This window comes from Xanthomonas sp. 3498 (assembly GCF_014199795.1).
GTDB classification, from domain to species: Bacteria; Pseudomonadota; Gammaproteobacteria; order Xanthomonadales; family Xanthomonadaceae; genus Xanthomonas_A; species Xanthomonas_A rydalmerensis.
This window is the reverse complement of sequence record NZ_JACHOH010000010.1, coordinates 30,327-55,745: the sequence shown is the minus strand read 5'-3', so window position 1 is coordinate 55,745 and position 25,419 is coordinate 30,327. Positions and strand designations below refer to the sequence as shown.

Below are 25,419 nucleotides of genomic sequence, written 5' to 3'. Positions count from 1 at the left end.
GGTCCGAGCCGTCTGCCATGCCGTCTCGCGGGCGGACGCCGGCAGCCCGGTCCGCATGCGCACCGCCGTGCACCGGCCCTGACGTCCCGCCGCACCACCCCATCCCCCTGGAGTCTTCATCGATGCAGACCATCCCGTTCGATCCTGCGCGGCTGGCACCGGATGTACTGGCGGTGCTGCAGGGCATGGCCGCCGCCGGCGTGCCTGCCCTGGAGACGTTGCCGATCCCGCTGATGCGTCAGGCCTACGCACAGATCGGCGCATTGCTGGGAGGCACGCCGTTGCCGATGGCCGACGTCCGCGACCTGCATGCGCAGGGGCCGGCCGGCGCGATCCCGCTGCGCCTGTATCGCCCCGAATCCGCCAGCACCGGCCCGGCCATCGTCTATGCGCATGGCGGCGGCTGGACCGCCGGCGATCTGGATACCCACGACAAGATTTGCCGGCGATTGGCGCAGGCGGCCGGTTGCGCGGTCGTGGCCATCGGCTATCGGTTGGCACCTGAGCATCCGGCACCGGCCGGGCCGCAGGACGTAGTGGCGGCCATTACCTGGCTGGCGGCCAATGCCGACGGGCTTGCCATCGATCCCGCGCGGCTGGCCGTGGCCGGCGACAGCGCCGGCGGCAGTCTGGCAGCGGTGGCATGCCAGCAGTTGCGTGGCAGTGCGGTGACGCTGCGCGCGCAGGTGCTGTTCTATCCAAGTACGGATCTGTCGCCAGCGGCGCGGGAGTTTCCGGCGCGACACGAGAACGCCGCGATGCCGCCACTGACCCTGGCGACCATGCAGGCGATGGTGGCGCCGTTCGTGGAGGGCTTCGATCCAAGCGATCCGCGGGTGTCGCCGTTGCGTGCGGCGGACCTGCGCGGCCTGCCGCCGGCGCTGATCTATACCGCCGCCTGCGACGTGCTGCGCGATGACGGGCGCTTCTACGCCGAGTCCCTGCGCGCGGCCGAGGTGCCGGTGGACTATGTCGAACTGCCGGGCATGGTGCACGGCTTCGTCGAAATGGCCGGCGTGCTGCCGGCGGCGGTACACGCGCTCGAACATGCCGCGGCGTTCCTGCGCGAGCGGCTGGCACGCCCCTGAACGAACGATCCCGAGGAACGACCATGACGGAAGATGCATTGCTGCAAGACGATGCCTGGCAGGCCGCCTTGTTTACCGGCCAATGGCAGGCGAGCGACGCCAGCGCTGCGGCGATCGAGCCGGCCACCGGCAAGGAACTCGCGCGCATCGGCCTGGCCGGGCCGGCGCAGATCGCCGCCTCCGCGGCCTCCGCCGCGCAGGCGCAGCGCGGTTGGGCCGCGGCGCCGTATGCGCAGCGCGCCCAGGTGCTGCGCGAGGCGGCGAGGCTGGCCGAACGCCACCAGCAGGAGATCGCCGGCTGGCTGGTGCGCGAAAGCGGCTCCACCCAGGACAAGGCCGGCTTCGAGGCGAGCCTGTGCGCGAGCGCGCTGCACGAAGCGGCGGCGCTGCCGTCGCGCAGCCAAGGCGAGGTGCTGCCATCGGCTCCGGGGCGGCTGAGCGTGGCGCGACGGCGTCCGCTCGGCGTGGTCGGGGTGATCGCGCCGTTCAATTTCCCGCTGTACCTGGCGATGCGCGCCGTGGCCCCGGCGCTGGCGCTGGGCAACGCGGTCGTGCTCAAGCCCGATCCGCGCACCGCGGTCTGCGGCGGTGTGGTCATCGCCCGGCTGTTCGAACGGGCCGGTCTGCCCGCCGGCGTGCTGCACGTGTTGCCCGGCGACGGCGCCGCCGGGGCCGCACTGACCGCGGACCCGCACGTGGCGATGATCCAGTTCACCGGTTCCACCGCGGCCGGACGCAAGGTCGGCGAGGCCGCCAGTCGGCACCTGAAGAAGGTCTCGCTGGAACTGGGCGGCAAGAATTCGCTGATCGTGCTCGACGATGCCGACCTCGATCTGGCGATCGCCAACACGGCCTGGGGCGCGTATCTGCACCAGGGACAGATCTGCATGTCGACCGGGCGGGTGCTGGTGCAGCGCGCGCTCTATCCGCGTTTCGTGGAGCGCCTGGCCGCCAAGGCCGGGAGCCTGCGCGTGGGCGACCCGGCCAGCGGCGAGGTCGCGCTCGGGCCGCTGATCAACGCCGCCCAGCGCGACCATGCCGCGCGGCTGGTGGCGGACGCCTGCAAGGCCGGCGCCACCCTCGCGGCCGGCGGCGGCTACCGCGACCTCTTCTTCGAACCCACCGTGCTCAGCGATGTCCGGCCGGACAATCCCGCCTTCCGCGAGGAGATCTTCGCCCCGGTCGCGGTGGTGGTGCCGTTCGAGACCGACGCCGATGCCATCGCCCTGGCCAACGACACCGAGTACGGCCTGTCGATGGCGGTGATCTCGGCCGACGTCGGCCGCGCGCTGGCGCTGGGCGAACAGCTGCGCACGGGCCTGCTGCACATCAACGACCAGACCGTCAACGACGAGGTCATCAATCCGTTTGGCGGCGTCGGCGCGTCGGGCAACGGCAGCAGCATCGGCGGTCCGGCCAATTGGGAGGAATTCACCCAATGGCAGTGGTTGACCGTCAAGGGCACCGCGCCCGCCTACCCACTTTGACCGCCAGGAGACGTGCCATGCATGCAGCAACCGACAAGCTCCAGATCACCGTGGCCGTGGCGCACGCGCCGCAACAGCCGTTCACCATCGAACAGGCGCGCATCCGCGCGCCGCAGGACGACGAGGTGCTGGTGCGGGTGGTGGCCACCGGCCTGTGCCATACCGACCTGATCGTGCGCGATCAGTACTATCCCGTGCCGCTGCCGGCGGTCCTCGGCCACGAGGGCGCCGGCGTGGTCGAGGCGCTCGGGCCCAACGTCAAGGGCTTGCAGGTCGGCGATCATGTCGTGCTGACCTACGGCGCGTGCGGCCACTGCAATCCCTGCACGGGAGGCCACGCCGCCTACTGCCAGGAATTCTTTCCGCGCAACTTCGGCGGGGGCGACGCGCACGGCCATACCGCCATCGAAGATCTGCACGGCCAGCCGCTGCACGACCACTTCTTCGCCCAATCCTCCTTCGCCACCTATGCGCTGGCGCGCGAGAACAACGCCATCAAGGTGGCGCGCGAGGCGCCGCTGGAACTGCTGGGCCCGCTCGGCTGCGGCATCCAGACCGGTGCCGGCGCCGTGATCAACGCGCTGAACGTGCGGCCCGGCAGCAGCTTCGTGGCGATCGGCGCCGGCGCGGTCGGACTCAGCGCGGTGATGGCCGCGCGCGTGGCCGGGGCCGCCTGCATCGTCGCCGTGGACGTGGTGCCCTCGCGGCTGGAGCTGGCGATGGAGGTGGGCGCGACACATGTCATCGACAACCGCGAAGGCGATCTGGTCGAGGCCGTGCGCGCGATCACTGGCGGAGGCGCGGACTTCGCGCTCGAATCCACCGGGCGCCCGGAGCTGCTGGAGCTCGGCATCGAGGCGTTGGGCGGTCTCGGTACGATCGGCGTGGTGGGCGCGCCCAAGCTGGGCACCAAGGCCGGTTTCGACGTCAACAATCTGCTGCTGGGCGGACGCAGCATCCGCGGCATCGTGGAAGGCGACAGCGTGCCGCAGGTCTTCATTCCGCAATTGGTGACGCTGTATCAGCAGGGGCGCTTCCCGTTCGACAAGCTGGTGAAGTTCTATCCGCTGGCGCAGATCAACCAGGCCGCCGCCGACAGCAGCAGCGGCATCACCCTGAAGCCGATCCTGCGCATGGCGTCCTGAGCCGGTCGCCCGCGGCGGCGGCACCGCCGCCACGACCTGCGCGGCGGCGCCAGCGCTGTCCGCCGCGCCCTGATACGCGCCTGCACGATGCCGTCTGCGTCGTGCAGGCGCGTTCTGCTTTCTGGCTTTGCTCGCGTCCGAGTGCCGCGTTGTGCAATTCGGCAGCGTCGCCATCTCGCGATCCGGCGCTGCCTGTCGCCCCGCCTGGCGGGCGCCGCCCGCCGCTGCCCCGCGAGCCCGCTGCACTGGCGTCATTGCGCGATTCGCACCGGGCGAGGCGCACATGCACGGGCGGCGATGAACGTAATGCGCGTGTCGCGCACGCATTGATGCACCGCGGAAGATGCAGTGGATTCGGGCCTTGCGCGACGAACATACCGGCAGAGTATCGAGCGAGACTGCGATGGTCTTAGACGCCCGGTCCGATCGCGCGCAGTGTCGATGGCATGAACCGCACGCCGCGTCCCACCGACCCCATCAGCCGACCCGTGCCGTGGCGCTGGCGCGCGGCGCATGCGGTGCGCGGCCGCGGCGACATGCTGCGGCGATGCGCCGATGGCGCGGAAGCGATCCGTCGCCGTCGCCGTCTTCGATCGGCGCGCGCCGAACCGCGAGCACATCCACGTTCGATTTCCGCTGCCGCCGCATAGGCGACGGCACGCACCCCCGCGCGCCGCCGTCCGGCGGTGCGCATCCACGCATCGGCTCGGAGGGAGGGCCCGATCATGCAGCAGTTCCGACATCCATCGCGTCGCACGACGCAACGCCACTTCAAGCAGCGCTGGACCACGCTGCTGTGGACCATGGCGGCGGTTTCCGGCGGCGCGGCCGCCAACAACGGCGTGGCCTTGCCCGGCTACGGCGCGCAGACCCAGGGCCTGGCCGGCACGTCGATCGCGCTGCCGCTGGATGCGGCGGCCTCGGCCAACAACCCGGCCGGCATGGGCGCGGTCGGCGACCGCTTCGATGCCGACCTCACCCTGATCTCCGCGCCGGTGCGCAGCCAGGTCGGCGCTGCCCGCTACAAGGACGATGCGCTGGTCCCGGTGCCGACCGCCGGCTACAACCGCCAACTCAACGACGACCTGAGCCTGGGCGTGTCGGTGTTCGGCCATGGCGTGGCGCTGGACTATGGCGCCCCGGTCTACGGCAGCCATGACACGCTGTCCAGGCTCCAGCAGGTGGTGCTGGCACCGACCCTGGCCTGGCGTGTGGGCGAGCACCAATACCTGGGCATTTCGCCGCGGCTGGCCTATCAGCGCCTGCACATCGCCGGCCTGGAGGGGATCGGCTTCCAGTCGGCAGGTGCCGATTCGGCCTACGGCTACGGCGTGGCGCTGGGCTGGTACGGCCAGTTGGCACCGGGCTTGAACGCAGGCATTACCTGGTCCAGCCGCATCCGCTTCGGCCGCCTGCAGCGCTACCGCGGGTTGTTGCCGGACGGCCACCTGGACCTGCCGCAGCAGGCCGGCGCCGGCCTGGCCTGGCAGCCCACCGCGGCACTGACCCTGGCGGCCGACTGGCTATGGATCGACTGGTCCGGCGAGCGCGCCTACGGCAATCGCATCGACCAGGGCGGCGCGCTCGGCGATGCGGACGGCCCCGGCTTCGGCTGGCGCAGCCAGCGCGTGTTCCGGCTCGGCGCCGACTACCGCCTCGACGATGCGTGGTCGTTGCGGCTGGGCTACTCGCGCGCCAGCCGCCTGATCCCCGACAGCCAGGCGCAACTGGCCGTGCTGGCGCCGCTGGCGCAATACCGCCACTACGCGTTGGGCGCGACCTGGCGGCTGTCGCCGCAGCTGTCGCTGACCGGCAGCGTCACCCACGCGCCGGGCGGCGCGGTCGCCAGCGGCGGCGTGCAGGCCGGGACGCGCGATCTCACCTACTTCACTCTCGGCATCGGCTGGACCTTCCGCTGAGCCTCACGGAGACGACTCCATGCAAACCTATCTGTTGCTGCACGGTTCCTGGCACGACGGCCACGCCTGGGATGGCGTCGCCGAGCACCTGCGCGCGCACGGTGTGCAGGTGCATGCGCCGACCATCGCCGGGCATGGCGCCGGCGCCGACAAGCGCGTCTCGCACGCCGACTGCGTGGCCTCGGTGGTGGACTACGTGCGCCGCCACGACCTGCGCGACCTGGTCGTGCTCGGCCACAGCTGGGGCGGCAGCATCGTGCAGCGCCTGGCGGAAGAGGAACCGGAACGCTGCAAACGCCTGGTGTTCCACAATGCCTTCGTGCTGCGCGACGGCGAGGCGCTGTTCGACCTGCTGCCGCCGCACTACCAGGCGCTGTGGAAGAACGCGGTCGATGCCGACGGCGGCATCATGCTGCCGTTCCCGATCTGGCGCGACGGCTTCATCGGCGACGCCGACCTGGCGCAGGCGCAGCAGGCCTACGCGCAGCTGAGCCCGACCCCGGCGCGCAGCCATTTCGACGCGGTGCCGCTCAAGCGCTTCCATGAGCTGCAGATCCCGCGCAGCTGGCTCTACGCCACCGACGACGTGGCGCTGCCGCCGGGCGAGTACGGCTGGCATCCGCGGCTGAGTGCGCGCCTGGGCGCCTATCGCCTGGTCAGCCTGCCGGGCAGCCACGAAGTGTGTTTCAGCGCGCCCGCGCGGCTGGCAGAGAAGATCCTGCTGGCCGGCCGCGATTGACGATCCCCACCGGAGAACTCCAGATGACTCCTTCATCCCCCCTGCGCATCGGCATCGTCGGCGGCGGCATCGCCGGCGTCGGCCTGGCCCTGGGCCTGTGCCGCCACCGCCATCTCGACGTGCAGTTGTTCGAATCGGCGCCAGCCTTCGGCGAGATCGGCGCCGGCGTCTCGTTCGGTCCCAACGCGGTGCGCGCGCTGGCCGGCCTGGGCATGGGCGAGCCCTATGCCGAACTCGCCGACCGCACGCCGGCACCGTGGCAGGACGTGTGGTTCGAATGGCGCCGCGGCGAGGACGCGCGGCTGCTGGGGCAGACCCTGGCGCCGGGCGTCGGCCAGTCCTCGGTGCATCGCGCCGACTTCCTCGACGCGCTGGCCACGCGCCTGCCGTTCGGACTGGCCCAGTTCGGCAAGCGCGCGGTCGCCGTGGAGCAGGATGCCGACGCGGCGCGCGTGCGCTTCGCCGACGGCAGCCAGTACGAAGGCGATGTGCTGATCGCCGCCGACGGCATCAAGTCGGCCTTGCGCGGCGAGGTGCTGCGCGCGCTTGGCCACGCGCCGGCGGAGCCGCGCTTCACCGGCACCTGCGCCTACCGTGGCCTGATCGACGCGGCGCGGTTGCGCGCCGCCTTCGCCACGCGCGGTGTGGACGCGCATCTGGTCGACGTGCCGCAGATGTTGCTGGGCCTGGACGCGCACATCCTCACCTTCCCGGTGAAGCAGGGCCGGCTGATCAATGTGGTCGCCTTCGTCTCCGACCGCAGCGACCCGGCGCCGCAGTGGCGTACCGGCCAGGCCTGGGTGCGCGAGGCCAGCCGTCGCGAGATGCTGGAGGCGTTCGCGCACTGGGGCGAGGCGGCGCGCACTTTGCTGGAGTGCATCGACACGCCCACGCACTGGGCGCTGCACGATCTGGCCGAGTTGCCCGGCTACGTGCACGGGCGGCTGGCGCTGATCGGGGATGCCGCGCACGCGATGCTGCCGCACCAGGGCGCCGGCGCCGGGCAGGGCCTGGAGGACGCCTATCTGCTGGCGCAACTGCTGGCCACGCCCGGCCTGACCCGCGGCGATCTGCCGGCCCTGCTGCAGGTCTACGAGCGCCTGCGCCTGCCGCGCGCCTGCCGCGTGCAGCGCACCTCGCGCGAGGCCGGCGAGCTGTACGAGCTGCGCGATCCGCAGGCCGGCGCCGACGATACGCGGCTGGCGCAGACGCTGGCGCAGCGCTTCGACTGGATCTGGACGCACGACCTGGAGGCCGAAGTGGAGCAGGGGCGGCGGATGCTGGCCGCGGGCGTCACCGCGGGCGCCTAGCCCAGGATTGCGGCGCGCGGCGTTGAGCGTCCGCGGCCCGGAGGCGGCGTCGTATCGACGCGTCGCGCTGCGCCGTGCATCGCCTTTGCACGCATCGCGACGCCAGGAGGCGTCCCGGTTGCCACGCCGGGACGCCCACGCCTGCGCTGGCCGGATGGCGTGCGCAGGTCGCGGCATGGCGTACTTGAGACATGGCGTACCGGCCATTCCGCCGCGCGGCCCCGGCGATGCGATCGGCGGTGTGGGCATTCACGCCGCCTGCGAAGACATCGTGCGGTCGAGTGCAACGCGACCAGTCGCCACGCGGTGCCCCCATGCGCCCTCGTACTGATATGGCGATGAGGCGTGAAGCGTTTGCTCGGCCCGCCTCAGTCGCGGAAGTTGTCGAACTGCAGCGGCAGCTCGAAATCGCTCTTCTTCAGCAGCGCGATCGCGTCCTGCAGGTCGTCGCGCTTCTTGCCGCTGACCCGCAGCTTGTCGCCGTTGATCTGCGCTTCCACCTTCAGCTTGGCCTCCTTGAGCGAGGCCACGATCTTTTTGCCCAGCTTCTGCTCGATGCCCTGCTTGACGGTGATCTTCTGCCGCGCGCCGGCCAGGTTGGTCTCCACGTCGCCGAACTCCAGGCAGCGCACGTCGATGCCGCGGGCCAGCAGGCGCGCGCGCAGGATGTCGGTCATCTGCTTGACCTGGAAATCGCTGGGCGCGGACTGCGTGATGACCTGGTCGTCCAGCTCGAACTTGGCCTCCACGCCCTTGAAGTCGAAACGCGTCGACAGCTCGCGGTTGGCCTGGTCGACGGCATTGGTCAGTTCGTGCTTGTCGACTTCGGAAACGATATCGAAGGAAGGCATGGGCGGGTCCTCGGCAAAGATGCCTATCGTAGAACGTGCGGGCGGCGCGTGGGGACGTGCATGTGCGCAATGCCGTGCGTTGGTCGGTGCCGCGCGTCGCGACTGAAGACGCTTCCACAGGAGGCGGCATCGGCCGGCACGCCGGCCGGAGCCATGTGGGAGGGACTTCAGTCCCGACGCGATGTCCTCCGGCACCACGCCCAGCGCCGATCGCGGCGATAATGCGCCGATGCCCACCTCCCGTTCCAATGCCGCAGCCGCCGCGTGGATGATCGCCGCGGTCGCGTTCTTTTCGCTGATGGATGCGTCCATGAAGCAGCTCAGCACGCACTATCCGGCGCTGCAGGTCGCGGCGCTGCGCGGCGGCGCCTCGCTGCCGTTCGTGCTGGTGTGGGTGCTGGCCAGCGCCGGGCCGCATGCGATCTGGCCGGTGCGCTGGGGGCTGCACCTGCTGCGCGGCGTGCTCGGCATCGCCATGATCGGCTGCTTCGCCTGGGCCTTGCGCAGCCTGCCGCTGTCCACCGCCTACACCATCTACTTCGTCGCCCCGCTGCTGGTGGCGGCGCTGTCGGTGCCGCTGCTCGGCGAGTACGTGGGTCCGCGGCGCTGGGCGGCGATCGGCGTCGGCCTGGTCGGCGTGCTGGTGGTGCTGCGCCCCGGCATGGATGGGTTCGTCTCGCTGCCGGGGCTGATGGTGCTGCTGGCGGCCGTGGCCTATGCGGTCGCCTCGGTGTTGGTCAGCCTGCTGGCGCGCACCGACACGTCGCAGTCGCTGGTAGTGTGGTTCCTGCTGATCATGGCGCTGGGCGCCGGCGCGTTGGCGCTGCCGGACTGGACCCCGCTGCGCCCGGCCGACACCGGCTGGATCGCCGGCATGGGCCTGGCCGGGGCGCTGGGCCAGGTGGCGCTGACCCAGGCGTTCCGCCGCGGCGACGCCTCGCTGGTCGCGCCGCTGGAGTACAGCGGCCTGCTGTGGGTGATTCCCTGGGACTGGCTGCTGTGGCGCAAGCTGCCCGACGCCTGGACCTGGGTGGGCGGGGCGATCATCGTCGCCAGCGGCCTGTATCTGCTGCACCGCGAGCGGATCCGCGCGGTGGCGCATCCGCCGCCGCAGGCGCGGCCGTAGTCGTAGCCGGCTGCGATGCGCGCCTACGTTAGAATCGAATGGAATAACGCACGCCATCTTGGCCTGCTAGGCTTTGCGCCCCCCGTCGCTGCCGGTTCCGCGCGTTGATCCAGTTCGAGCGCCTGCACAAGTCCTATTCCGTCGCCGGCCAGCCGGTCGTGGCGCTGCATCCGCTCGACCTGCGCATCGACGCCGGCGAGGTGTTCGGCATCATCGGCCATTCCGGCGCCGGCAAGTCGACCCTGATCCGGCTGATCAACCGGCTCGAGGAGCCCAGCGGCGGCCGCCTGATCATCGACGGCGAGGACGTCACCGCGCTGGATCGCGCCGGGCTGCGCACACTGCGCCAGCGCGTGGGCATGATCTTCCAGCACTTCAACCTGCTGTCCTCGCGCACGGTCGCCGGCAACGTCGCGTTCCCGCTGGAACTGGCCGGCACACCGCGCGCGGAGATCGACGCGCGGGTGGCCGAACTGCTGGAGCGGGTGGGGCTGGCCGCGCATGCCGGCAAGTATCCGGCGCAGCTGTCGGGCGGGCAGAAGCAGCGCGTCGGCATCGCCCGCGCCCTGGCCACGCGCCCGCGGATCCTGCTGTGCGACGAGGCCACCAGCGCGCTGGATCCGCAGACCACCGCCTCGGTGCTGGCGCTGCTGGCGCAGATCAACCGCGAACTGGGCCTGACCATCGTGCTGATCACCCACGAGATGGAAGTGATCCGCCGCGTCTGCGACCGCGTGGCGGTGCTCGACGCCGGGCGCCTGGTCGAGAGTGGGCCGGTCACCGAGGTGTTCCTGCATCCGCAGCATCCGACCACCAAGCGCTTCGTCTCCGAGGCCGAACACGTCGACGAGGCCGAGCTGTACCGCGACCTCACCGCGGTGGACGGGCGCATCCTGCGGCTGACCTTCCTCGGCACCGACACCTACGCGCCGCTGCTCGGGCGCATCGCCCGCGCCACCGCGGTGGACTACAACATCCTGTCCGGGCGCATCGACCGGATCAAGGACACCCCTTACGGCCAACTGACCGTGGCCCTGGTCGGTGGCGACATGGATGCGGCGCAGGCCGCCTTCGTCGCCGCCGGCGTGCATGTGCAGGAGCTGCGCCGATGAGCCCGTTCGCCACCGCCGCCGCCGGCTTCTTCCGCAATCTCGATGCCGGCAAGTGGAGCGAGATCGGCCGCGCCACCGTCGACACCCTGCTGATGCTCGGCGGCTCGCTGCCGCTGACCCTGCTGATCGGCCTGCCGCTGGGTGTGCTGCTGTTCCTGACCGGCCCGCGCCAGACCCACCAGAAGCCGCTGCTGTACGGCGGCCTGGCGCTGGTCATCAACGTGCTGCGCTCGGTGCCCTTCATCATCCTGATGATCGCGATGATCCCGCTGACGCTGTGGGCGATGGGCACCTCGCTGGGCGTGCGCGGCGCGATCCTGCCGTTGGTGGTGGGTGCGGCGCCGTTCTACGCGCGGCTGGTGGAGACCGCACTGCGCGAAGTGGACCGCGGCGTGGTCGAGGCTAGCCTGGCGATGGGCGCGACCACCTGGCAACTGGTGACGCGGGTGCTGCTGCCGGAAGCGCGGCCGGGCCTGATCGCCGGCGCCACGGTGACCACCATCGCCCTGATCGGCTTCACCGCGATGGGCGGCGCGATCGGTTCCGGCGGCCTCGGCGACCTGGCCTACCGCGACGGCTACCAGCGCTCGCATGCCGACGTGGCGCTGGTGACGGTGGTGATCCTGCTGCTGCTGGTGCAGGCGCTGCAGATGCTCGGCGACCGCCTGGTCGCGCATTACAGCCGGCGCTGATGTCCTCCTGGTTGTCGTCGTAGGAGCGGCTCTTGTCCCTTTGCGGGATCAGCTGCGACCGCTGGCGGTAGCGCGGTCACGGCTGACCTGCAAGCGCACACGAGCGTCGCTCCCACAACACGACGCAATCTAAGGTCTTTCGCCGCAGAGCGAGGCCGGGTCTGCTAGCGTGCTGACAGAGCTGGTCGCTGCCCTTCTCCTTCCCCACGTTTTCCGGATACCTGCCATGACCCGATTCCCGTTCCGCCTCCTGCTCGCCAGCGCCGTGCTCGCCCTCGGCGGTTGCGGCAAGCCCGATGCCGGCGCCGCCAGCGACCACCTCAGCGTCGCCGCCACCGCGGTGCCGCACGCCGAGATCCTGGAGGTGGTCAAGCCGATGCTGGAACAGCAGGGCGTGACCCTGGACGTGCGCGTGTTCAACGACTACGTGCAGCCCAACGACCAGGTGGTACAGAAGCAGATCGACGTGAACTACTTCCAGACCGAGCCCTACCTGCAGGCCTACAACCGCGACCGCAAGAGCGATCTGGTCACCGTGGTCGGCGTGCACATCGAGCCGTTCGGCGCTTATTCGCGCCGCTACAAGTCGCTGGACGCACTGCCGCAGGGCGCCGACGTGGTGATCCCCAACGACCCCAGCAACAACAGCCGCGCGCTGATCCTGCTGGACAAGGCCGGGGTCATCAAGCTCAAGGACCCGCGCAATGCGCTGTCCACCCAGCGCGACATCGTCGCCAATCCCAAGCAGCTGAAGTTCCGCGAGCTGGATTCGGCGATGCTGCCGCGGGTGCTGGACCAGGTCGACCTGGCGCTGATCAACACCAACTACGCGCTCGACGCCGGACTCAATCCCACCCGCGACGCGCTGGCGATCGAGAGCAAGGATTCGCCATACGTGAACTTCCTGGTCGCGCGTGCCGACAACAAGGACGATCCGCGCGTGCAGAAGCTGGCCAAGGCGTTGACCAGCCCGGAAGTGAAGGCCTTCATCCAGCGCAAGTACCAGGGCGCGGTGTTGCCCGCGTTCTGATCGGCCCACACGCATGCCGCTGCTGCTGGCCATTCCGCTGGCGATCGTGATCGCGCTGGCGGTGACCGCGGTGCTGCTGCCGCTGTCGCTGCTGCAGCGGTTCCGCGTGGGCACGGCGCGGCGTCAGGCGCGCGGTTGGCTGATCGCAGTGCAACTGTGGTCGGCGCTGCTGTCCAGCGTGGTGCTGCTGGTCTTCGCCCTGATCGCCGCGCACTGGTGGCCCGGTGCGGCCATCAGTGCGTTGGCCGGCTGGGGTATCGGCGTGCTGCTGGGTGCGCTCGGCATCGTCGCCACCCGCTTCGAGCCACTGCCGCACGGGCTGCACTACACGCCGAACCTGTGGCTGGTGCTGGGCATGACCGCGCTGGTGGCGGTGCGCATCGGTGCCGGGGTGTGGCAGGGCTGGCGCAGCCTGGTCGATGGTGCGGCCTGGCCCACCGAGGGCTGGATGAGCCACGCCAGCCTGCTGGCCGCGGCGGCCTTGTTACTCGGTTATGCCTGCGCCTATGCCTGGCTGTTGCGGCGGCGCCTGCGCCGTTTCGATCGCTACCGCGGGTTCGATCGCTCGCCGCGTTGAGGGCGAGCGCGCCTGCAAGGCGACGCGGTACCGCTTCTGTCGATCGCGCTGCCAGCAATTGTGAGCGCAGAGTCGAGCCAAGCGAATGAACAAAAACAAACGGGCCCTTTCGGGCCCGTTTGCGCAACCACTGGAGACGAAACGCTTAGAAGCGCGCGCCGACGCCGAAGCTGAACAGCCACGGATCCAGCTTCAGGTCTTCGCCGGTGCCTTCGCCGGCCACCTTCACTTCCGGACGCGAATGCATGTAGCGCGCATCGGCACGGGCGAACCAGGTGGAGTTGATGTTCATGTCCACGCCGACGGTGCCGATGGCGCCCTTGGCGGTGTCCAGGCTCACGTGCTGGCCGGTACCGGCAAGCGCGTCGATCTTCTCGTTGCTGAAGTTGGACTCGTAGTAACCGACGCCGACGAACGGACGGAACACGTTGTCCGCCTGGCCGAAGTGGTACTGGCCGCTCAGCGCGATCGGCTGCTGTTCGACGGTGCCGACCTTGCCAACGCCGTCCGCCTTGACGCGGTGGTTGAACTTGTCGGCAGCGCCCCACAGTTCAACCGCCCAGTTGTCGTTGATCAGCCAGCTGGCGCTGATGGTCGGCGCCGGGCCGCCATCGACGTCGAGGCCGGCCGCCGGCTTGGAGTGCGTGTCGAGCAGGGTCGCGCTGCCGACGACGGAGAAATGCTTGCCGGACGCGGTATCGGCATCCTGTGCGAATGCGGCGGGCGCAAACGCAAGGGCGGACACGACAGCCAGGCTCAGGATCTGAATGGACCGCATGGGGTATCTCCTCATCTTTTTCTTGTGGGGCCACGGGAGTGGGCGCGCACACCGTATCGATGAGAAGATGAATCGTCGCCGACCCTCGCCAGACCAATGCAGGCGACGTTCAGGCACTTGCGCCTGATGCTTGAAATAACGAGGTTTTAAGGCTTTTGGCTGTTCATCCTGATGTGTGCGACGTGACGACGCAGCCGCTGTTGCAGGGTCTGCCCGCGCAGATACGCGACGATTGCCGGGTGCTGGTGCTCGGCTCCATGCCAGGCGCGGCGTCGTTGCAGCAGGCGCGTTACTACGCGCATCCACGCAACCGGTTCTGGCCGCTGATGGCGGCGCTGTGCGGTTTCGATGTGGCACTGGACGCCGAAGCGCGGATGCAGGCGCTGCACGCCGCCGGCGTCGGCCTGTGGGACGTGATCGGCCAGTGCCGACGCCGTGGCAGCCTGGATGCGGCGATCGTGCGCGGCAGCGAAGTCCTCAATGCCTTGCCCGAACGCATCGCGCAGTTGCCGCAGTTGCGCGTCATCGCCTGCAACGGCACGGCGGCGGCGCAGGCGTTCGCGCGCTTCGTGCAGCCGCAACTGCCGCTGCGCGATCCGCCGCTGGTGCTGCTGGCGCTGCCTTCCAGCAGTCCGGCCAATGCCGCCTTCGCCTGGCCGCGCCTGCTGCAGGCATGGTCGCCGCTGCAGCACTGGCTGCGCCCGGCCGTGACGGACGATTGACTCAGCGCCGCGCGCGCAGGCGCAGCCACAGGGTCTGCAGCGCCAGCGCGGCGGCCAGCAGCAGCGCCACCCAGGCCGCGGTCTGCGCACCGGCGAGCGTGCTGCCGGCCTGTTTGACGTAGACCGCGGCCAGCGCCCACAGCGCCGCCGCCGCATAGGCAAGATTGCCGCGCATCGCCCGGTTCATGCCCAGCAGCAGCGCCGCCGCCAGCGCGAACAGCACCAGGCTCCACGGCAGCATCCGCTCGGTCGAGAGCCAGCGGTAGGCCACGACCACCTGCGCGGTGTTCAGGAACGCCGCCAGCGACAGCCAGCCGGCATGCAGCGACAGCGGCAGCCAGGCCCACAGGGTCTGGCCCGGTTCGGTCGCCCGATCGCGCGACAGCCGCAGCGCGGCCAGCAGCATCGCCGCCAGCGCGGTCCAGATCACCGCCAGCGCCAGCAGGAAGTGCTGCTGGGAGAACACCGGCATCCACGCCGCGGTCAGCGCGAAGCCCAGCGCGGCCGGTGCCCGCACCTGCGCCAGCGCGCTGCCGCGGCGGCGCCGCGCGCTGAATTGCCACAGGCCGAAGGCCAGGTCGAGCAGGAAGATCACGCCCCAGATCGCAAAGGCGTAGCCGGCGGCGACGATCAGGGTCGGGTAGCGGTCGGAAATGGCGCCGTTGGTCGGGCCGAACGCGCCGCGTTGCCCGAACCAGGCGACCAGCGGCATCGCCAACGCCATCAACAGCACCAGGATCCGCATGCCTGCCCTCCGGAAATCTGCGGCGAGCCTAGCGGCGGCTCCGTGAAGGCGGCGCACCGGCGGTTGGCGCCGCGGGCGCGCAACATGCGCCGGCGTACTGTCCGCCGGCAGTCGCGCGCCGCGCAGGCGATCGGGCTTTTTTGCCCGGCAAAGGTTGGCGCTGCGGCTGCGGGCCGCCACAATAGGGGTTTCCCCCTCATTAGTTGCCGGAGTTGCCCGCATGGCCGAAATCAAGGAAGCACTTGTCCCCGATATCGGTGACTACAGCGACGTCCCGGTAATCGAAGTGCTGGTGGCCGTCGGCGACACGGTGAAGAAGGACCAGAGCCTGGTCACCCTGGAGTCGGACAAGGCGACGATGGAAGTGCCGTCGCCGTTCGCCGGCGTGGTCAAGGAACTCAAGGTCAAGGTCGGCGACAGCCTGTCCGAGGGCAAGGTGGTGGCGCTGATCGAAGTGGCCGAGGGTGGCGCCAGTGCCGCACCCGCTGCGCCTGCAGCCGCCAAGGCCACGCCCGCGCCGGCCCAGCAGGCCGCCGCCCCGGCCGCCGCACCCTCGCAGAATGCGGTCAAGCCGGCGCCGGCCGCTGCCGCGGCGGGCGGCGTGGTCGAGGCGCGGGTGCCGGACATCGGCGACTACAGCGACGTGCCGGTGATCGAGGTGCTGGTCGCGGTCGGCGACACGGTCAAGAAAGACCAGAGCCTGGTCACCCTGGAGTCGGACAAGGCGACGATGGAAGTGCCCTCGTCGGTGGCCGGCGTGGTCAAGGAACTCAAGGTCAAGGTCGGCGACAGCCTGTCCGAGGGCAAGGTGGTGGCGCTGATCGAAGTGGCCGGCAGCGATGCCGACGCACCCTCCGCGCCCGCGATCCAGCCCAGCGCCGAGACCGGCGGCGGCGTCGAGCCGGTGCCGACCTCCTCTGCGCCGGACAAGCTGGCCCAGCGCGAAATCGCCCAGGTCCAGGCCACGGCGCCGGCCAAGGCCGCCGCGCCGTCCGCCACCCAGAGCAGCCCGCCGGTGGCGTTCGACGCCGACAGCGTGCTGCCGCAGAAGGTGCCCTATGCGAGCCCGGCGGTGCGCGTGTTCGCCCGCGAACTCGGCGTGGACCTGTTCCAGGTCAGTGGCTCGGAACAAGGCGGCCGCATCAGCAAGGACGACGTGCAGCGCTACGTCAAGGCGGCGCTGTCCGGCGCCGCGCCGGCCGCTGCGGGTGCCGCGCCTGCCGCCGGCGGCAACGGCCTGAACCTGCTGCCGTGGCCGAAGGTGGACTTCGCCAAGTTCGGCGAGGTCGAGGTCAAGCCGCTGTCGCGGATCAAGAAGATCTCCGGCGCCAACCTGGCGCGCAACTGGGCGATGATCCCGCACGTCACCCAGTTCGAGCAGGCCGACATCACCGACCTGGAAGCCCTGCGCGTGGCGCTGAACAAGGAAAACGAGAAGGCCGGCATCAAGCTGACCATGCTCGCCTTCCTGCTCAAGGCCAGCGCCGCGGCGCTGAAGCAGTTCCCCGAGTTCAACGCCTCGCTCGATGCCAGCGGCGAGAACCTGACCCTGAAGAAGTACTTCCACATCGGCTTCGCCGCCGACACCCCGAACGGGCTGGTGGTGCCGGTGATCCGCGACGTGGACAAGAAGGGCGTGGTCGAGCTGGCGCGCGAGAGCGGCGAGCTGGCCAAGAAGGCGCGCGACGGCAAGCTGGGCCCGGCCGACATGAGCGGCGGCTGCTTCTCGATCAGCTCGCTCGGCGGCATCGGCGGCACCGCCTTCACCCCGATCGTCAATGCGCCGGAAGTGGCGATCCTGGGCGTGTCCAAGTCGTCGATCCAGCCGGTCTGGAACGGCAAGGAATTCGCGCCCAAGCTGCTCTTGCCGCTGTCGCTGAGCTACGACCACCGCGTCATCGACGGCGCTGCCGCCGCGCGTTTCACCACCTACCTGAGCCAGGTGCTGGCGGACATGCGCCGCGTGCTGCTGTAAGCCCTGCCGTCACGGCGCCGCGTCCGTCGCGGTGCCGGTTTTCCCCCACTTGCGCGCGCCGCGTGTTTGCGCGGTCGCGCCGACGAACTGCAAACGCCCACCGCCGCGGCGATGGGCCACAGGAGAAGCTGCATGGCGGTCATTGAGGTCAAGGTCCCGGATATCGGCGACTACAGCGACGTTCCGGTCATCGAGGTGCTGGTCGCCGTCGGCGACACGGTGAAGAAGGACCAGGGCCTGGTGACGCTGGAGTCGGACAAGGCCACGCTGGAAGTGCCGTCCGCGGCCGCCGGCGTGATCAAGGAACTGAAGGTCAAGCTTGGCGACATCCTGTCCGAGGGCGCGGTGATCGCGCTGCTGGAGACCGCGGACGGCGCCGCGGCCGCGCCCGCCGCGGCCCCGGCCGAGGTGCCGGCCAGCAAGCCGCCGGTGGCGCCGTCGCACCGCGCGCCGGCCGAGCCGCCGGCGCCCAAGCCGGCGCTGGCCAGCGGCCAGCCCGCCGACATCGAATGCAAGATGGTGGTGCTCGGCGCCGGCCCTGGCGGCTACACCGCCGCGTTCCGCGCTGCCGACCTGGGCCTGGACACGGTGCTGATCGAGCGTTACGCCAGCCTCGGCGGCGTCTGCCTCAACGTCGGCTGCATTCCCTCCAAGGCGCTGCTGCACGCGGCCGCGGTGATCGACGAGGTCGCCCATGCCGGCGACTTCGGCGTGGACTTCGGCAAGCCGAAGATCACCCTGGACAAGCTGCGCGAGTACAAGGAGAAGGTGGTCGGCAAGCTCACCGGTGGCCTGGCCAGCATGGCCAAACAGCGCAAGGTGCGCACCGTCACCGGCGTGGCGTCGTTCGTGTCGCCGAACGAACTGGAGATCGTCGGCGCCGACGGCAAGACCCAGTTGCTGCGTTTCGAGCACTGCATCGTCGCTGCCGGCTCGCAGGCGGTGAAGCTGCCGAATTTCCCGTGGGACGACAAGCGGGTGATGGACTCCACCGACGCGCTGGAACTGCAGGACATCCCCAAGACCCTGCTGGTGGTCGGCGGCGGCATCATCGGCCTGGAAATGGCCACCGTGTACAGCGCGCTGGGCAGCAAGGTCACCGTCGTCGAGTTCATGGACCAGCTGATGCCGGGCGCCGACAAGGACCTGGTCAAGCCGCTGGCCGACCGGCTGAAGAAGCAGGGCGTGGAGGTCCATCTCAAGACCAAGGCGGCCGAGGTCAAGGCCGACAAGAAGGGCATCACCGTGTCCTTCGAAGCCGCTACCGCGGGCGAAACGCCGGCGCTGGCCGCCACCACCTACGACCGCGTGCTGGTCGCGGTGGGTCGCGCGCCCAACGGCAAGAAGATCGGCGCCGACAAGGCCGGCATCAACGTCACCGAGCGCGGCTTCATTCCGGTCGACCGGCAGATGCGCACCAACGTGCCGCACATCTTCGCCATCGGCGACATCGTCGGTAACCCGATGCTGGCGCACAAGGCCACCCACGAGGGCAAGCTGGCCGCGGAAGTGGCCGCCGGCGAGAAGAAGGAGTGGGTGGCGCGGGTGATTCCGTCGGTGGCCTACACCAACCCGGAAATCGCCTGGGTCGGCGTCACCGAGACCGAGGCCAAGGCCAAGGGGTTGAAGGTCGGCGTGGCCAAGTTCCCGTGGGCGGCCAGCGGCCGCGCCATCGGCATCGGCCGCACCGAGGGCTTCACCAAGCTGATCTTCGACGAGGAGACGCACCGGGTCATCGGCGGCGCCATCGTCGGCGTGCACGCCGGCGACCTGCTGGCCGAGATCGGCCTGGCGATCGAGATGGGCGCGGAGGCCGAGGACATCGGCCACACCATCCATGCGCATCCGACCCTGAGCGAGTCGGTCGGCATGAGTGCCGAGGTCTACGACGGCACCATCACCGACCTGTACATCCCCAAGAAGAAGTGATGCCGCCCCGCGCGACCGTGCCGCCGCGTGCGGTGCGGTCGCGGCCGGGGTGAGCCGACGCACGGAGGTCGCTGTGGGGCAGGACAATCTATGTCCCGAACTGCAGGCGCTGCTGCAGCGCGAACTGGCCGGCGGCAACCGCATCGCCGAGCCGCCGCGCCGGACCGACTGGCCGCAGCCGGGCTCGGTATTCGTGTCGTTGAAGCGCGACTTGCGCAGCGACGTGGCGTCGCTGCCGGCGGTGGTGCAGCACGCGATCTGCACCGATCCGCATTACGGCTGGCACGACGAGTGCTACTGCACGACGCACCAGCATCTGCTGGTGGCGGGGGCGACCAAGCCGCCCTGAGTGTGTGTCGGCTGCGCGACGCGGCTGTCGCCGCGCCGGCCTTGACCACGTACCCGTTAAACGACAGAACCCCGCATCGCTGCGGGGTTCTGCATGAAGCTGCTTGCGGGACCCGGGTCCCGGGTCCCGAACCAATCAGAACGCGAAGGTCACGCCCGCGACCGGACCCTTGAATTCCTGCTTCAGGCCGATGCTGGCATTGTCGCGCTTGCGGTCCACGTCGAGCTTGAACCAGTCGTAGCCGGCGAAGATGCCGAAGTTGCGGGTGAAGCGGTATTCGACGATGGCGTTGGCGCGGCTCAGGTCGCCGTCGTACTTGTCGAAGTTGCCCCACTTGGTGTTGAGGTACTGGCCCTGGATGTTGAACAGCCAGTGCTCGCTCGGGTGCGCGGTGAAGCGCAGGCCGACCACCGGCGCGGCGCCGTCCTCGCTCTCGTCCAGGAAGGTGCCGGCGTACACCGGGCCCAGGTCGGCGTAGGCGTTGGCCTGCACCTTGGCCCACTCGGCACCGATCTGCAGGCCCATGCTGAACTGCGGGTTGTCGATCACCGAGTAGTCGTACACCAGGCTGGCGACCTGGTACTTCAGTTCGCCCTTGACGAAGCTGCCGGTCGGCACGGTCACGCCGCCGAAGCTGACGTCCTCGCCCAGCTCTTCGCGGCGGTCCTTGTCGTACTTGAAGTAGTCGAAGATCAGGCGCTGGCGGGTGCTGAGGCGGAACACGCCATCCACGCGCGGCTCCCATTCCTTGCCGCCGAAATTGAAGTCCTGCGCGCCGGAAATGGCGTTACCATTGATTACGGCATTGCCGCGCAGGGTGTTGTCGTTGTCCACGTTCATCGCGCCCACCCGCAGGGTGAAGCGGTCGTCGCCGTCTTCGGCGTGGGCGGGCGTGGCGTAAGCGGCGGCGAGCGCGAACGGCAGCGCCAGGGCAAGCAAGTGTTTCATGGGGGACAAGCTCCGTCGTCTTGGGTTCTTGGGATAGGTCGTCGATGGCTGGCGCCAGCGCGTGGCGTCACTATCCTTAAATCCGCGTCCACCATTCGTGAAAGTATGGTTGCCCGTGTCGCCACCCACGTCCCAGAACGCGCAACGAAAAGAGCCCCGGAAAGACCGGGGCTCGGTGGGCCTGCGCTGTGGGCCGACGAGGATGGGCGCAGTCCCTGTCCGATCAGACAGGGCAGTGGACAGAAAGTTCCTCCGCAAAGACGTGTTGCAACGCCGCATTCGGCGCCGGCCGTGGGCGACGGCCGTGCTATCGTCTACGGGCGGATGGGCATTCGGGCGCGGTCAGGACCACTGGCGGTTGTCTCGCAAATTGTCCCATTGCTATAATTCCGCGGCTCGACGGACGCGAAGCCGTCCTCAATCCACCACCAAATGCAGGATTTTCTGTGCTGAACTCCGTTGATGCGGGTCGGCGGCTGATGCTGCGCGCAGCGATTTACCCGCTGGTGGCGGTGGCCGTGATGTCCCTGCTGTTCTTGCTGCTGGGGCCGAAGTACGCGATGGGCGCTGCCGCAACCGGGCTGGCGACCGTGGCAGGGGGATGGCTGGCAGCACGTACCGCGCTCAATGGCGGTGTGCAGGCGGCGGGTTCGGCATTGGCGCGGTTGATCGTGGCCATGGTGCTGAAGTGGGTGTTGGTGTTCGCGGTACTGGCGCTGGGCTTTGCCTGGTGGCGGCTGCCTCCTCTGGCCCTGTTGGCGGGTATCGCCGTCGGGCTGATGTTCCAGGTTCTGGCTCTGGCCAGACGTTGATCGAATCAAGAAAAGGCTCAGGACACATGGCGGGCGAGGCAGAAACCCCTACCTCCTACATCCAGCACCATCTGCACAACCTCACCTTCCAGGTGCAGGAAGGCGGGTTCTGGCAGGTGCACGTCGATACCATGGTCATGTCGGTGCTGTCCGGCCTGCTGATGGTGTTCGGCTTCTGGCTGGCCACGCGCAAGGCCACCGCCGGCGTGCCGGGCAAGTGGCAGGCGTTCGTGGAGATCCTGCTGGAGTTCGTGGACCGCCAGGCCAAGGACACCTACCACGGCACCAGCAAGCTGGTGACCCCGATCGCAATCACCCTGTTCTTCTGGATCCTGATGATGAACCTCATCAAGATGATCCCGGCGGACTTCCTGGCGATCCCGCTGAGCTGGGCCGGCGTGCACTACTGGAAGCCGGTGCCGACCGCCGACGTCAATGCCACCCTGGGCATGTCGATCAGCGTGTTCTTCCTGATGATCTTCTTCTCGCTGCGCTCCAAGGGCGTGGGCGGCATGGCCAAGGAATTCCTCACCGCGCCGTTCGGCAAGTGGATGCTGCCGTTCAACCTGATCCTCAACATCGTCGAGTGGCTGAGCAAGCCGGTGTCGCTGGCGATGCGACTGTTCGGCAACATGTTCGGCGGCGAGATCGTGTTCCTGCTGATCTGGGTGCTCGGCGGTGCCGGCATCTTCGGCGCGCTGGCCGGCGGTGCGTTCGGCTTCGGCTGGATGCTGTTCCACCTGCTGGTGATTCCGCTGCAGGCGTTCATTTTCATGATGCTGTCCATCGTGTATCTGAGCCTGGCGGAAGACAGCCACTGACGTTTCTGTTTCACGCGTTCTAAGCAACCCTTCGTTCGATTCACCATCCTCAAGCAACTTTGTTCCTGGAGAAAACCATGTACTTCGCCGTCCTGACCAACCTCGCCCAAGTCCAGAGCTCCACCGTCCTCGCCGTCGGCATCATGATCGGCCTGGCCGCGCTGGGCGCCGGCCTCGGTCTGGCCATCATGGCCGGCAAGTTCCTGGAATCGGCCGCGCGCCAGCCGGAACTGATCCCGGTGCTGCAGGTCCGCATGTTCATCACCGCCGGCCTGATCGACGCCGCGTTCATCATCAGCGTCGCGGTCGGCCTGCTGTTCGCATTCGCCAACCCGATGATCGGCGAGTTCGTCGCGCGTCTGCCGCAGGGCGGTTGATCCCGTCGTACCGGCGTGCGGTCGCCACCGGCGGCCGCCGCTACGGATGAAGGTTCGGACGCGCTGCCGTGCTGGCGGCGCGTCCACCCCGTCACCATTGGCTGAGCGTACCCCATGAATATCGGTCTCACCCTCTTTGCCCAGGCGCTGGCGTTCGCCGGTCTGATCTGGATCGTCGCGACCAAGATCTGGCCGCCGCTGATGCAGGCCATCGAAGAGCGCCAACAGAAGATCGCCGAAGGCCTGGCCGCGGCCGATCGCAGTCAGAAGGATCTGGCGCAGGCGCAGGAAAAGGTCAACGAAGCGTTGAAGGACGCCCGCATCAAGGCCAACGAGATCATCGATCAGGCCCATGCGCGCGCCAATCAGATCGTCGAGGCGGCCAAGCACGAGGCGATCGTCGAAGCCAACCGGCAGAAGGAACTGGCCCAGGCCGAGATCGACGCCGCGGCCAACCGTGCGCGCGAGGATCTGCGTCGCCAGGTGTCGCTGCTGGCGGTGAGCGGTGCCGAGAAGCTGCTCAAGCGCGAAATCGACGCCAACGCCCACAAGGCGCTGCTCGACGAGCTGGCGGCGGAGATCTGAGATGAGCCAGGCCCTCACACTGGCGCGTCCCTACGCTCGCGCTGCGTTCGCCGCGGCCAGCGACGCCGGCAAGCTCGCGCCCTGGTCGCAGGCGCTGGCGTTCTCCGCCCAGGTCGCGGCCGACCCGCGCGTGGCCGCGTTGCTGCACAACCCGCTGCTGCAGCGGGAACAGGCGGTGTCGCTGCTGGCGCCGGAAGCCGCTGATGAGCAGTACCAGCGCTTCCTGAGCCTGCTGGCCGAAGGCCAGCGGCTGCCGCTGCTGCCGGAGATCGCCGGGCTGTACGACCAGCTGCGGGCCGAGGCCGAGCGCGTGGTGCAGGCCAACGTGACCTCCGCGACGGCGCTGAGCGATGCCGAGGTGGCCTCGCTGAAGGTGGCGCTGAAGCAGCGCTTCGGCCGCGAGGTCGAGATCACCACGGCGGTGGACGCTTCGCTGATCGGCGGCGCGGTGATCGACGCCGGCGACGTGGTCATCGACGGTTCGTTGAAAGGCAAGCTGTCGCGTCTGCAATCCGCACTGGCCCACTAAGAAACGGGAATGGCGAATAGAGAGGAGAGAACCCGGCCCGGCGGCGACGCCACCCGCGATTCCCGATTCCCCATTCCCGATTCTCAAAGAAGCTAACCACACGTCGCCATCCGCCGCTGCGCGATGGACGATCCGAAGGAAACCAAGATGGCAACCACGCTCAACCCCTCCGAAATCAGCGAACTGATCAAGAACCGCATCGAGCAGGTCAAGCTGGCCGCGGAGTCGCGCAACGAAGGTACGGTCACCAGCGTGTCCGACGGCATCGTGCGCATCTTCGGCCTGGCCGACGTGATGCAGGGCGAAATGATCGAACTGCCGAACGACACCTACGCCCTGGCGCTGAACCTGGAGCGCGACTCGGTCGGCGCCGTGGTGCTCGGCGACTACGAGAGCCTGCGCGAAGGCGACGTGGCCAAGACCACCGGCCGCATCCTGGAAGTGCCGGTCGGCAAGGAACTGCTGGGCCGCGTGGTCAACGCGCTGGGCGAGCCGATCGACGGCAAGGGCCCGCTGGGCACCAGCCAGACCGCGCCGGTGGAGCGCGTGGCGCCGGGCGTGATCTGGCGCAAGTCGGTCGACCAGCCGGTGCAGACCGGCTACAAGTCGGTCGACGCGATGATCCCGATCGGCCGCGGCCAGCGCGAGCTGGTCATCGGCGACCGCCAGACCGGCAAGACCGCGCTGGCCATCGACGCGGTGATCAACCAGAAGAACACCGGCATCAAGTGCGTGTACGTGGCGATCGGGCAGAAGGCCTCGACCGTGGCCAACATCGTGCGCAAGCTGGAAGAGAACGGCGCGCTGGCGCACACCATCGTGGTCGCCGCGACCGCCTCCGAATCGGCGGCGATGCAGTACATCAGCGCCTACGCCGGCTGCACCATGGGCGAGTACTTCATGGATCGCGGCGAAGACGCGCTGATCGTGTACGACGATCTGTCCAAGCAGGCCGTGGCCTACCGCCAGATCTCGCTGCTGCTGAAGCGCCCGCCGGGCCGCGAAGCCTACCCGGGCGACGTGTTCTACCTGCACAGCCGCCTGCTGGAGCGCGCCGCGCGCGTGTCCGAGGACTATGTGGAGCAGTTCACCAAGGGTGAGGTCAAGGGCAAGACCGGTTCGCTGACCGCGCTGCCGATCATCGAGACCCAGGCCGGCGACGTGTCGGCGTTCGTGCCGACCAACGTGATCTCGATCACCGACGGCCAGATCTTCCTGGAAACCGACCTGTTCAACGCCGGCATCCGCCCGGCGGTGAACGCCGGTATCTCGGTGTCGCGCGTCGGCGGCGCCGCGCAGACCAAGATCATCAAGAAGCTCTCCGGCGGCATCCGCATCTCGCTGGCGCAGTACCGCGAGCTGGCGGCGTTCGCGCAGTTCGCCTCGGACCTGGACGAAGCCACCCGCAAGCAGCTCGAGCGCGGCCAGCGCGTCACCGAGCTGATGAAGCAGAAGCAGTACCTGCCGATGTCCATTGCCAACCAGGCGCTGTCGATCTACGCCGTCAACGAGGGCTATCTCGACGACGTGCCGGTCAACAAGCTGCTGGCGTTCGAAGAGGGCCTGCACGCCCACTTCGCCAACACCCAGGGCGAGTTGATCGCCAAGGTCAACGACACCGGCGACTGGAACGGCGACATCGAGGCCGCGTTCAAGAAGGGCATCGGCGAGTTCAAGACCACCGGTAGCTGGTAAAGAGCCGGGATTCGGGATTGGGCATTCGGGATTCGTAAGAGCGGTGGTTCAGGGGATGGGTCGATCCCGATCACCGCT

Annotated in this window: 25 protein-coding genes; 21 read left to right on the top strand and 4 right to left on the bottom strand. The window is 69.1% G+C overall.

The window, feature by feature from the left end:
- Positions 1–122 precede the first annotated feature (122 nt).
- The 6 genes from GGR66_RS20565 (at position 123) to salA (ending at position 7,688) form a co-directional block, all read left to right on the top strand.
- Positions 123–1,088, top strand: a complete 966-nt coding sequence (locus GGR66_RS20565) for an alpha/beta hydrolase (RefSeq protein ID WP_184450357.1) — start codon at positions 123–125, stop codon at positions 1,086–1,088.
- A 23-nt stretch (positions 1,089–1,111) separates the two neighbouring features.
- Positions 1,112–2,575: a benzaldehyde dehydrogenase gene (locus GGR66_RS20560; RefSeq protein ID WP_184450355.1), complete on the top strand. Its 1,464-nt coding sequence runs from the start codon at positions 1,112–1,114 to the stop codon at positions 2,573–2,575.
- A 17-nt stretch (positions 2,576–2,592) separates the two neighbouring features.
- Positions 2,593–3,720, top strand: coding sequence for an NAD(P)-dependent alcohol dehydrogenase (locus tag GGR66_RS20555; protein WP_184450353.1), 1,128 nt, complete (start codon positions 2,593–2,595; stop codon positions 3,718–3,720).
- Between the two features lie 725 nt (positions 3,721–4,445).
- Positions 4,446–5,639 carry an outer membrane protein transport protein gene (locus GGR66_RS20550; protein WP_184450351.1) on the top strand — a complete coding sequence of 398 codons (1,194 nt, stop codon included), beginning with the start codon at positions 4,446–4,448 and terminating at the stop codon, positions 5,637–5,639.
- A 19-nt stretch (positions 5,640–5,658) separates the two neighbouring features.
- On the top strand, positions 5,659–6,378 hold the full coding sequence (locus GGR66_RS20545; RefSeq protein WP_184450349.1) for an alpha/beta hydrolase: 720 nt from the start codon (positions 5,659–5,661) through the stop codon (positions 6,376–6,378).
- Positions 6,379–6,401: 23 nt separating this feature from the next.
- On the top strand, positions 6,402–7,688 hold the full coding sequence (gene salA / locus GGR66_RS20540; protein WP_184450347.1) for a salicylate 1-monooxygenase: 1,287 nt from the start codon (positions 6,402–6,404) through the stop codon (positions 7,686–7,688).
- A 368-nt stretch (positions 7,689–8,056) separates the two neighbouring features.
- On the opposite strand, the gene GGR66_RS20535 is transcribed toward salA, so the two are convergent.
- The gene (locus GGR66_RS20535; RefSeq protein ID WP_160969280.1) at positions 8,057–8,539 is read right to left on the bottom strand and encodes a YajQ family cyclic di-GMP-binding protein; all 483 of its coding nucleotides are present in this window, start codon (positions 8,537–8,539) and stop codon (positions 8,057–8,059) included.
- A gap of 229 nt (positions 8,540–8,768) precedes the next feature.
- Between GGR66_RS20535 and GGR66_RS20530 the strand changes: the two genes are divergently transcribed.
- The 5 genes from GGR66_RS20530 to GGR66_RS20510 all read left to right on the top strand — a co-directional run bounded on the left by GGR66_RS20530 (position 8,769) and on the right by GGR66_RS20510 (position 13,076).
- Positions 8,769–9,665 carry a DMT family transporter gene (locus GGR66_RS20530; protein WP_184450345.1) on the top strand — a complete coding sequence of 299 codons (897 nt, stop codon included), beginning with the start codon at positions 8,769–8,771 and terminating at the stop codon, positions 9,663–9,665.
- Positions 9,666–9,769: 104 nt separating this feature from the next.
- The gene (locus GGR66_RS20525) at positions 9,770–10,777 is read left to right on the top strand and encodes a methionine ABC transporter ATP-binding protein (RefSeq protein ID WP_184450343.1); all 1,008 of its coding nucleotides are present in this window, start codon (positions 9,770–9,772) and stop codon (positions 10,775–10,777) included.
- A complete protein-coding gene (locus tag GGR66_RS20520; RefSeq protein WP_160962381.1) occupies positions 10,774–11,469 on the top strand; it encodes a methionine ABC transporter permease in 696 nt (231 codons plus the stop codon). Before GGR66_RS20525 ends, GGR66_RS20520 begins: the two co-directional genes overlap by 4 nt.
- A gap of 226 nt (positions 11,470–11,695) precedes the next feature.
- Positions 11,696–12,499, top strand: a complete 804-nt coding sequence (locus GGR66_RS20515) for a MetQ/NlpA family ABC transporter substrate-binding protein (RefSeq protein WP_160969274.1) — start codon at positions 11,696–11,698, stop codon at positions 12,497–12,499.
- A 13-nt stretch (positions 12,500–12,512) separates the two neighbouring features.
- Complete coding sequence (locus tag GGR66_RS20510; RefSeq protein ID WP_160969272.1) at positions 12,513–13,076, top strand: DUF1453 domain-containing protein; 564 nt, start codon at positions 12,513–12,515, stop codon at positions 13,074–13,076.
- A gap of 145 nt (positions 13,077–13,221) precedes the next feature.
- On the opposite strand, the gene GGR66_RS20505 is transcribed toward GGR66_RS20510, so the two are convergent.
- Positions 13,222–13,854: an OmpW family outer membrane protein gene (locus tag GGR66_RS20505; RefSeq protein WP_184450341.1), complete on the bottom strand. Its 633-nt coding sequence runs from the start codon at positions 13,852–13,854 to the stop codon at positions 13,222–13,224.
- Positions 13,855–14,036: 182 nt separating this feature from the next.
- Here GGR66_RS20505 and GGR66_RS20500 point away from each other — a divergent pair, with 182 nt between their 5' ends.
- Positions 14,037–14,576 (top strand): DNA-deoxyinosine glycosylase, encoded by a 540-nt coding sequence (locus GGR66_RS20500; protein WP_184450339.1) that lies wholly within the window; start codon positions 14,037–14,039, stop codon positions 14,574–14,576.
- Between the two features lies 1 nt (position 14,577).
- On the opposite strand, the gene GGR66_RS20495 is transcribed toward GGR66_RS20500, so the two are convergent.
- Entirely contained in the window at positions 14,578–15,321 is a 744-nt protein-coding gene (locus tag GGR66_RS20495) for a hypothetical protein (RefSeq protein ID WP_184450337.1), read from the bottom strand.
- A gap of 220 nt (positions 15,322–15,541) precedes the next feature.
- Here GGR66_RS20495 and aceF point away from each other — a divergent pair, with 220 nt between their 5' ends.
- From aceF to GGR66_RS20480, 3 genes are all read left to right on the top strand, one after another.
- Entirely contained in the window at positions 15,542–17,296 is a 1,755-nt protein-coding gene (gene aceF / locus GGR66_RS20490; RefSeq protein WP_184450335.1) for a dihydrolipoyllysine-residue acetyltransferase, read from the top strand.
- A gap of 132 nt (positions 17,297–17,428) precedes the next feature.
- A complete protein-coding gene (lpdA, locus tag GGR66_RS20485) occupies positions 17,429–19,225 on the top strand; it encodes a dihydrolipoyl dehydrogenase (RefSeq protein ID WP_184450333.1) in 1,797 nt (598 codons plus the stop codon).
- A gap of 49 nt (positions 19,226–19,274) precedes the next feature.
- Positions 19,275–19,574: a hypothetical protein gene (locus GGR66_RS20480; protein ID WP_184450330.1), complete on the top strand. Its 300-nt coding sequence runs from the start codon at positions 19,275–19,277 to the stop codon at positions 19,572–19,574.
- A 135-nt stretch (positions 19,575–19,709) separates the two neighbouring features.
- Here the strand turns inward: GGR66_RS20480 and GGR66_RS20475 are convergent, their stop codons facing one another.
- Complete coding sequence (locus GGR66_RS20475) at positions 19,710–20,522, bottom strand: hypothetical protein (RefSeq protein ID WP_160969258.1); 813 nt, start codon at positions 20,520–20,522, stop codon at positions 19,710–19,712.
- A 446-nt stretch (positions 20,523–20,968) separates the two neighbouring features.
- On the opposite strand from GGR66_RS20475, the gene GGR66_RS20470 reads away from it, so the two are divergent.
- The 6 genes from GGR66_RS20470 (at position 20,969) to atpA (ending at position 25,341) form a co-directional block, all read left to right on the top strand.
- Positions 20,969–21,334: an ATP synthase subunit I gene (locus GGR66_RS20470; RefSeq protein WP_184450328.1), complete on the top strand. Its 366-nt coding sequence runs from the start codon at positions 20,969–20,971 to the stop codon at positions 21,332–21,334.
- A 26-nt stretch (positions 21,335–21,360) separates the two neighbouring features.
- Positions 21,361–22,155, top strand: coding sequence for a F0F1 ATP synthase subunit A (atpB, locus tag GGR66_RS20465; protein ID WP_160969256.1), 795 nt, complete (start codon positions 21,361–21,363; stop codon positions 22,153–22,155).
- Between the two features lie 77 nt (positions 22,156–22,232).
- On the top strand, positions 22,233–22,532 hold the full coding sequence (atpE, locus tag GGR66_RS20460) for a F0F1 ATP synthase subunit C (RefSeq protein WP_010340497.1): 300 nt from the start codon (positions 22,233–22,235) through the stop codon (positions 22,530–22,532).
- 114 nt (positions 22,533–22,646) lie between these two features.
- A complete protein-coding gene (locus tag GGR66_RS20455; protein ID WP_017910291.1) occupies positions 22,647–23,117 on the top strand; it encodes a F0F1 ATP synthase subunit B in 471 nt (156 codons plus the stop codon).
- A gap of 1 nt (position 23,118) precedes the next feature.
- Positions 23,119–23,646 carry a F0F1 ATP synthase subunit delta gene (locus GGR66_RS20450; RefSeq protein ID WP_017910292.1) on the top strand — a complete coding sequence of 176 codons (528 nt, stop codon included), beginning with the start codon at positions 23,119–23,121 and terminating at the stop codon, positions 23,644–23,646.
- A 147-nt stretch (positions 23,647–23,793) separates the two neighbouring features.
- On the top strand, positions 23,794–25,341 hold the full coding sequence (gene atpA / locus GGR66_RS20445; RefSeq protein WP_160969254.1) for a F0F1 ATP synthase subunit alpha: 1,548 nt from the start codon (positions 23,794–23,796) through the stop codon (positions 25,339–25,341).
- Positions 25,342–25,419 lie beyond the last annotated feature (78 nt).